The sequence below is a fragment of the Salinicola corii genome (genome assembly GCF_008298015.1).
Lineage (GTDB): Bacteria > Pseudomonadota > Gammaproteobacteria > Pseudomonadales > Halomonadaceae > Salinicola > Salinicola corii.
In genome coordinates, this window is sequence record NZ_VTPX01000005.1 from 272662 (window position 1) to 279753 (window position 7092).

General features: G+C 59.8%; 10 protein-coding genes and 1 other RNA gene. 7 read left to right on the forward strand and 4 right to left on the reverse strand.

The genetic code is table 11. From position 1 onward, the window contains the following. Positions 1 to 111: 111 nt before the first annotated feature. Positions 112 to 1785, forward strand: coding sequence for a DNA repair protein RecN (recN, locus tag F0A16_RS11585; protein ID WP_149435542.1), 1674 nt, complete (start codon positions 112 to 114; stop codon positions 1783 to 1785). A gap of 126 nt (positions 1786 to 1911) precedes the next feature. On the opposite strand, the gene fur is transcribed toward recN, so the two are convergent. Then, positions 1912 to 2361 (reverse strand): ferric iron uptake transcriptional regulator, encoded by a 450-nt coding sequence (fur, locus tag F0A16_RS11590; protein ID WP_149435543.1) that lies wholly within the window; start codon positions 2359 to 2361, stop codon positions 1912 to 1914. 72 nt (positions 2362 to 2433) lie between these two features. Between fur and F0A16_RS11595 the strand changes: the two genes are divergently transcribed. Continuing rightward, positions 2434 to 2856 carry an outer membrane protein assembly factor BamE gene (locus F0A16_RS11595; RefSeq protein WP_149435544.1) on the forward strand — a complete coding sequence of 141 codons (423 nt, stop codon included), beginning with the start codon at positions 2434 to 2436 and terminating at the stop codon, positions 2854 to 2856. A gap of 33 nt (positions 2857 to 2889) precedes the next feature. Here the strand turns inward: F0A16_RS11595 and F0A16_RS11600 are convergent, their stop codons facing one another. Then, positions 2890 to 3186: an RnfH family protein gene (locus F0A16_RS11600; RefSeq protein ID WP_149435545.1), complete on the reverse strand. Its 297-nt coding sequence runs from the start codon at positions 3184 to 3186 to the stop codon at positions 2890 to 2892. An 11-nt stretch (positions 3187 to 3197) separates the two neighbouring features. After that, complete coding sequence (locus tag F0A16_RS11605) at positions 3198 to 3632, reverse strand: type II toxin-antitoxin system RatA family toxin (protein ID WP_149435546.1); 435 nt, start codon at positions 3630 to 3632, stop codon at positions 3198 to 3200. 215 nt (positions 3633 to 3847) lie between these two features. Between F0A16_RS11605 and smpB the strand changes: the two genes are divergently transcribed. The 5 genes from smpB (at position 3848) to F0A16_RS11630 (ending at position 6323) form a co-directional block, all read left to right on the forward strand. Further along, complete coding sequence (smpB, locus tag F0A16_RS11610; RefSeq protein WP_110597749.1) at positions 3848 to 4327, forward strand: SsrA-binding protein SmpB; 480 nt, start codon at positions 3848 to 3850, stop codon at positions 4325 to 4327. 76 nt (positions 4328 to 4403) lie between these two features. After that, positions 4404 to 4783, forward strand: a transfer-messenger RNA (tmRNA) gene (gene ssrA, locus F0A16_RS11615). A 112-nt stretch (positions 4784 to 4895) separates the two neighbouring features. Next, positions 4896 to 5120 carry a hypothetical protein gene (locus F0A16_RS11620; protein ID WP_149435547.1) on the forward strand — a complete coding sequence of 75 codons (225 nt, stop codon included), beginning with the start codon at positions 4896 to 4898 and terminating at the stop codon, positions 5118 to 5120. Beyond that, positions 5117 to 5425: a hypothetical protein gene (locus tag F0A16_RS11625; RefSeq protein WP_149435548.1), complete on the forward strand. Its 309-nt coding sequence runs from the start codon at positions 5117 to 5119 to the stop codon at positions 5423 to 5425. Before F0A16_RS11620 ends, F0A16_RS11625 begins: the two co-directional genes overlap by 4 nt. 391 nt (positions 5426 to 5816) lie before the next feature. Then, positions 5817 to 6323, forward strand: coding sequence for a hypothetical protein (locus tag F0A16_RS11630; RefSeq protein ID WP_149435549.1), 507 nt, complete (start codon positions 5817 to 5819; stop codon positions 6321 to 6323). Between the two features lie 160 nt (positions 6324 to 6483). Here the strand turns inward: F0A16_RS11630 and F0A16_RS11635 are convergent, their stop codons facing one another. Next, positions 6484 to 6729 (reverse strand): hypothetical protein, encoded by a 246-nt coding sequence (locus F0A16_RS11635; protein ID WP_149435550.1) that lies wholly within the window; start codon positions 6727 to 6729, stop codon positions 6484 to 6486. Positions 6730 to 7092 lie beyond the last annotated feature (363 nt).

Sequence of the window (7092 nt, forward strand, 5' to 3'; positions counted from 1 at the left end):
ACGACAGCCGTTGAAGGCCATTTTCGACTACTGTATAAACAACCAGAGTCCCGTGCGGTCGATCGTCCATCGTCCGCTACCGTATCGCCGCCATCGCCCCAGGGAGGCCGCATGCTGATCCAACTCGCCATTCGTGACTTCGCCATCGTCGACACGCTGGATCTGGAGTTCCAGGCCGGCATGACCGCCATCACCGGCGAGACCGGTGCAGGCAAGTCGATTCTGCTCGGCGCGCTGGGCCTCTGCCTGGGCGAGCGGGCCGATGCCGGCGGCGTGCGCCACGGCGCCGACCGCGCCGATCTGAGCGCGCGTTTCGATATCGCGGAGCGGGAAGACGCCAAGGCCTGGTTGGCCGCCCGCGAACTCGCGACGGACGACTGTCTTCTTCGCCGCGTCGTCACCGCCAGCGGACGCTCCAAGGCGTGGATCAACGGCCAGCCCTGTACCATCGCCGACCTGCGTGAACTGGGTGAGTGCCTGATCGACGTGCATAGCCAGCATGCGCACCAGGCACTGCTCAGCGAGGATACGCACCGTCGCCTGCTCGACGACGCCGCCGATCATCACAAGGCGGTCGCCGAGCTTGGCGACCTGCATCGCCAATGGCATGCGCTGCGCCGGCAGTATCGTGAACGCAGCGAGAACGACGAGGAGCGCCAAGCCAAGCGCCAGCTGCTGCGCTATCAGGTCGAGGAACTGGATCAGCTCGATCTCCAGGCCGACGAACTCGCCAGCCTGGAACAGGAGCAGGAGACGCTGGCCCATCTCGAGGAGAGCCTGCGCGAGGCGCAGTTCGCGGCGGATAGCTGCGACCACGACGAGAGTGGCGCATTGACGCTGCTTTCACAGGCGACCCAACGGCTCTCGCGGGTACCGGGCAGCGATCGCGGCAGCCTCTCCGAGGCGCTGGTGATGCTGCACGATGCCCAGATCCAGATCGAGGAAGCGGCCCGGGAGCTGCATCATTTCGTCGAGTCGACCGAGCTCGACCCGCAGCGGCTGGCCTGGGTCGAGGAGCGGCTCGGCGAGATCCATCGTATCGCGCGCAAGCATCACGTCATGCCGGAGGAGCTGAGCGAGCTGCATCGCCGGCTGCGGCAGGATCTGGAGGCGCTCGATGACGGTGACGACGACCTCGAGACGCTGAGGGCCAGGCTCGACGAACTGCGCCAGCAATACCGTGACGGCGCCAGGGAGATCAGCGAAACGCGGCAGCGCACCGCCAAGGTTTTCGCCCGACAGGTCCAGGAGCAGTTGGCGTTCCTGGGAATGGACAAGGCACGCTTCGCCGTCGAGGTCACGCCGCTGGAGACGCCCCAGCCCCACGGGCTGGATCGGGTCAGCCTCCAGATCAGCGCCAACCCGGGCCAACCGACCCGCCCGCTGGCCAAGGTCGCCTCGGGCGGCGAACTCTCCCGCGTCAGCCTGGCGATTCAGGTCGTGGCCGCGAGCCACAGCACCTTGGCGACGCTGGTCTTCGACGAGGTCGACGTCGGCATCTCCGGCGCTACCGCCGAGATCGTCGGGCAGTTGCTGCGCCGACTGGGCAGCGATGCCCAGGTCATGACCGTGACCCACCTGCCCCAGGTCGCCGCACAGGCGCACCAGCACCTGCATATCGAGAAGCACTCCAGCGACGATACGACCCGCACCCTGATGTCCCAGTTGGACGAGGCCGGACGGGTACGCGAGCTGGCGCGGATGCTGGGAGGCGTCAAGCTCTCCAACCGGACGCTGGCCCATGCCCGCGAGATGCTGGCGGCCAGTCAGAGCTCGGCACACTGATACGGACCGTCCCACGGGAATCAGGGACCGGAGCGTCGGGCCGCAGCGAGGGGAGACATACGAAAAACGCCGACCCAAGGGTCGGCGTTTTGATGTTCTGTCGTGCTCCCACTGGCGGCGTGGAGATTACTTCTTGATGCCATCCTGGCGTGTCGCCTTGGAACCCCGGGGACGAACGTACAACACCAGCGCGTGCTCGACCAGTTCGTAGCCGTGCTCCTCGACGATCTCGCGCTGGCGACGCTCGATCTCTTCGTCGTAGAACTCGACGATCTCGCCGGACTCGAGATCCACCATGTGGTCATGGTGCTCTTCCTGGGACATCTCGAAGACCGCGTGGCCACCGTCGAAGTTGTGGCGGACGACCAGTCCTGCCGCTTCGAATTGAGTCAATACGCGATAGACCGTCGCCAACCCGACATCTTCTCCAGACTCCAGCAAGGCCTTGTAGACGTCCTCGGCGCTCATGTGGAGCTCTTCTTCCTTACGAGTCGCTTCGAGGATCTGCAGAATCTTGACGCGCGGCAGAGTGACCTTCAGCCCCGCCTTACGCAATTCTTGGTTTTCGTCGGCCATGGTCGCTCTTCGCAGTAGCGTCTCGTGTCGGGTATGATCAATCCACGCAACGATAGTGAAAGACGGACTCAAATGCAAAATCTGATCAGAACGGTCGTACTCCTCCTCGCAGTCTCGCTCATCGCCGGCTGCAGCTACTTCGGCGTCTACAAAAGGGACATCCCGCAAGGCAATCTCATCACCCAGGACATGGTGTCCCAACTTCATCCCGGCATGAGCCGTTCACAGGTGGCCTACATCATGGGAACGCCGCTGCTGGAAGCGCCCTTTTCATCGGATCAGTGGGATTACGTCTTCTATCTCGACGAAGCCTACGGCGGCACGGTGCAGAAGCGCCTGACGCTGACTTTCCAGGACGACCAGCTGGTCGACATCGCCAAATCCGGCGACATGGACTCGGACGTCGAGCTGAACCAGGGCGATGGCCCAGGGCCTGCCGTGGAAGGCGCCGGCGAGAGCGCGCCGGTTCCACAGATCGGCCCCAGCGGTATCTGAGATACCCCCCGCGCTACCGGACGAACGGGCGGCTCAACGCGTCGAAGCGTTGGCCGCCCGTTCGCGTCGTGCCTGCTTGGGGTCGAGTTCCAGCGGCCGATAGACCTCGATGCGATCGCCGGCCACCGGCTGGTACTCCTCCGGAGAGGGCAGGCGCTCGCCAAAGATTCCCAGCGGCGCCTGCGTGAAGTCGAAGCCCCTCCATGCCGGGTGCCGGCTCGGCAGATCCGCCAGCATGACCGCCCGCCTGGCATTGATGCCGGGCTCGAGTGTCAAGCGCACGATCGTCTGGTATTCGGGCGTTGCGAAGGCGACTTCAATGGACTCCATCGGCATAGCTGCTAGCGTCCGTAGACCTGATCGGCGCGGCGCGTGAAGGCGTCGACCAGTTGGCCCGCCACCTGCTGGAACAGCCGGCCGAACGCCATGCCCAGCAAGCGGTTGCTGAATTCGAAGCTCATCTCGAGCTCGATCTTGCAGGCGTCTTCGCCCATCGCTCGGAAATGCCACTGTCCACTCAGTCGCTTGAAGGGGCCATCGACAAGCGAAAGATCGATTCGCTCGGGACGCTCGAGATCGTTGCGTGTGGTCACGCTCTGCTCCACGCCGCCCTTGGCCAACGTCATTCGGCCAATCAGATAGCCGTCTCCCTGCTCGACGACGCTGGCCCGCCGACATCCGGGTAGGAATTCGGGGTAACGCTCGAAATCATTGACCAGTTCAAACATCTGCTCCGGTGTATGCCGAACGAATGCAGACCGATTCACGCTGGGCATAGGGGTCTCCGCTGATTTATCGCCCCGACATGCGTATCATGGGGCACCGTTTAGATGGCTTGAATGGTATCACGGCTGCCCTCATAACCAGGCTTCACGCGATGCTTCGCCAACGCGCTTGCTCGGCGCATGGCGTGATGAACATAGCGCACGACGCGCAGGTCATCGAATGCATTGGTAGTGGGGCATACCGGATAACGCCGCAAAGAGGTGTCATGGGTAAGAAAAAAGGCAACGCGCCTAGCAGCAACACGATCGCCCAGAACAAGAAGGCTCGGTTCGAATATCATATCGACGAGACCTTCGAGGCAGGCCTGTCGCTGGCCGGCTGGGAGGTCAAGAGTCTTCGCGCGGGCAAGGCTCAGCTGACCGACACCTATATTCTGGTCAAGAACGGCGAAGCGTGGCTGCTGGGTAGTCACATCATGCCGCTCAATACGGCCAGCACCCACGTGCTCGCGGACCCGACCCGGACGCGCAAGCTGCTGCTGCATCGCAAGGAGATCGCCAGGATCTTCTCCAGGACACAGGAGAAGGGGCACACCTGTGTGCCGCTCAAGCTCTACTGGAAGCAGAACCTGGTCAAGTGCGAGCTGGCATTGGTGCGTGGCAAGCAGTTGCACGACAAGCGCGCCACCGAGAAAGAGCGCGACTGGAATCGCGAGAAGGCTCGGGTCATGAGGGATCATGCCTGAGACGCCGCTAAATGCTTGAGACAGCACTTGATATGGCGCGGGCTCGTCGCCATCTGATAGAATGAACGGGTTGTACGGGGGCGACATGGCTTCGACGCCGGTGACAATCCCTGAGGTGCATGCCGAGAGTGTAACGTATCTCGTAAATCCAACGTTGCAATTGAATAGTCGCAAACGACGAAAACTACGCTCAAGGCGCACTGGCAGCGTAAAAACTGCTAGTTGTTAGCCTGGCCCCAAAGCGATGTGCCCATTCATCGCGGCGGGGATACGAGCTAAAGCTGATGGGACCGCGGATGTCAGCGCTCTCCTGACATTCGTTAAACCTTAGAGAGATCGCAAGGTGCCATCCTGCCCGTCGGAGTGCACTGCGTTAAATCAAAAGACGGAACTAAGCATGTAGAGCTGATGGGCGAGTGCCGGCGGACGGGGGTTCAATTCCCCCCGCCTCCACCAAACACCTAATAGAATCAAGCGCTTACGAGCGCTTTTTCCTTGTCTGTAGTCCTTGAATAGTCTGTTTTAGGCATAGTGTGGTCAGGTTTTAGGTCAGCTTTTGGGAGGTCGCATGACGACGACGCAGCAACCGGGAGCGCTGATGTTTATGCGGACGTACTCGGATCGGATCGAAATCGAGTGCGGCAGCTGTCACACGAAAGAGATCGGCGACGGCCCACACGACCTTGCAGGGTTCGAGATTGCACGAGGAATCGCTGGCAGCCTAAACGTCGGCGTGCGCTGCGCTTGGTGCGGCAACGTCGGAGAGGTGAGCCAGATGAGCGACGACGATTGAACTACCGATTGGCGCTTGAGCGTTGGGCGCAGAATCGACGTGATCGTGGCTGGAGCGAAGACAAACCGCCAACCGATCAATGGATCGAGTACCACGCCACCCATGGCCAGTTCGTCTACAGCGGTCGGTGCCGGATCGACCAGCTCTCGCGCGACGATATGCTGACGCTCGACACGCATGCCCATTTACTGATCGACCCGGGGAGGGCTCAGATCAGGTATCTGTTCTGGCGCCCGTCGTCTGTCCACGCTGAGTGGGGGCCGCGTTGCGTTGACCTGATCAGTGGTGAGATCAAGCCGTGGTGAGAGTTGCATACCTAAGACGTGAAAACCCCGGCGCGAGGGCCGGGGTCGAATTGCTGACGCGGATAGAACGGCGAACGAGATCGAACGCATAGGTATGGCGTCGACTCCATCCTACCACCAAATAGATATGAATCAATTTGCCGATTCGGACTGCGCGCGGAGAACAAAAAGGCCCGGCCGCTAGGGCCGGGAAAGTACGCAGAGGACAGCATGCCCTACTTTCTGTCTATCGGCCGGCAGTGGGCAGATCTGTAGTGTAAAATTAGACTTGTTGTTAGGATATTGGCCCTAGACGACTGCGATTTCTTTGCGCCCCCCCCGCACTGACCGATAGTCTAAAATAATCAAACCAATGGTAACTATAACGCATAGTAACGAAGCAGGATGACACATGGACTCAACAGAGGTATGGAACTGGATTCAAGGGAGTTGGGTAGGAACAATGTTGCTTGGCATCCCCTGGTTTTTTGGCGTGGTCACAGGCCTATCGAATCTCTTAGACGCCATTCGAAATATAAAAAAACACATTAAAGACTTCAATAAAAAGAGAAAAGGATATTTGCTTGAAGACGCCGAGCTTATAAGGAGATCTGAAGAACTATCCAGGAACCTTTTTAACTTCACCGAGGACAGGAAGAGCTCTCAACCGAACTTTACGTTTGAAGACTTCAAGAAGTCTTCGCAAGAAGCTACAAGGCATTCTTCAGACACACAGCAGATGTACGCTTCGAAATATCAAGCCGAGGCAACAAAGCTGAGAGACGAATTCATGAAGCGAGAACTTAATGATCAAAACATCGAAATGTATTACGAGTTCCCCACTAACTTTTTTGGCCTGAATTACCTTGCCGTTGGCTTTGCGACTTTGTCGGAAAAATTGAAGGAAAGGGAAGGATGAGACTGGTCAATCTCGAGTTGCGACCAAATTAAATCTATGTCCGATAGACCACAATTTGCATTGTCTCTGAATATGGGCTCGTCAGATCACACTCATCCCCTACTTATGGTGTTTGCGCGGGTGTTGCACCACCCACGCCGTCCGCTCCTCTCTGTTTTGCTTACGCTTTGCGAACCTGCTGATAACCCGCACGCCGCTCGACACCGGTCTCGGGATTCTTCAGCTGTACCGCGCCATAGCTGAACTTGCCGTACTCCTGCACCTCGTACGGGCCCAGCCACTCGGGGCCGGACTTGATCTCGACTCGCGTGCCCGGTGGCAACGTCGCGCGTAGCTTGTCTTCGCACTTGTCTCGAGCCTTGCGAGCGACCTCATTGAGTTTGTCGATCTCGGGAAACTGGGACATTACGCGTCCTCCTGGTTGGTGTTGGTAAGGGATTCCCACGTCACTGCCTGGGCATCCGCTGGCGTCTCTGCCGCCTGAATAGCCCACTCTCCACGCTGGCGAATGCCGGTGTACTTTTGCCACTCGATTCCGCCTCGCGCGAGGCGGGGAGCCCTGGCCGGCTTGCAGGCATGGACTGCATGTTCGGGTCCGGCGTGAGTGTTGCACCACCCACGCCGGTCGCTCCTCTCTGTTTTGCTTACGCTTTGCGCACCTGCTGATAACCCGCACGCCGCTCGACACCGGTCTCGGGATTCTTCAGCTGTACCGCGCCATAGCTGAACTTGCCGTACTCCTGCACCTCGTACGGGCCCAGCCACTCGG

Excerpts from the sequence above, each read along its gene's own strand:
- recN (WP_149435542.1), top strand. The coding sequence starts at position 112 with ATGCTGATCCAACTCGCCATTCGTGACTTCGCCATCGTCGACACGCTG.
- fur (WP_149435543.1), bottom strand. The coding sequence starts at position 2,361 with ATGGCCGACGAAAACCAAGAATTGCGTAAGGCGGGGCTGAAGGTCACT.
- F0A16_RS11595 (WP_149435544.1), top strand. The coding sequence starts at position 2,434 with ATGCAAAATCTGATCAGAACGGTCGTACTCCTCCTCGCAGTCTCGCTC.
- F0A16_RS11600 (WP_149435545.1), bottom strand. The coding sequence starts at position 3,186 with ATGGAGTCCATTGAAGTCGCCTTCGCAACGCCCGAATACCAGACGATC.
- F0A16_RS11605 (WP_149435546.1), bottom strand. The coding sequence starts at position 3,632 with ATGCCCAGCGTGAATCGGTCTGCATTCGTTCGGCATACACCGGAGCAG.
- smpB (WP_110597749.1), top strand. The coding sequence starts at position 3,848 with ATGGGTAAGAAAAAAGGCAACGCGCCTAGCAGCAACACGATCGCCCAG.
- F0A16_RS11620 (WP_149435547.1), top strand. The coding sequence starts at position 4,896 with ATGACGACGACGCAGCAACCGGGAGCGCTGATGTTTATGCGGACGTAC.
- F0A16_RS11630 (WP_149435549.1), top strand. The coding sequence starts at position 5,817 with ATGGACTCAACAGAGGTATGGAACTGGATTCAAGGGAGTTGGGTAGGA.
- F0A16_RS11635 (WP_149435550.1), bottom strand. The coding sequence starts at position 6,729 with ATGTCCCAGTTTCCCGAGATCGACAAACTCAATGAGGTCGCTCGCAAG.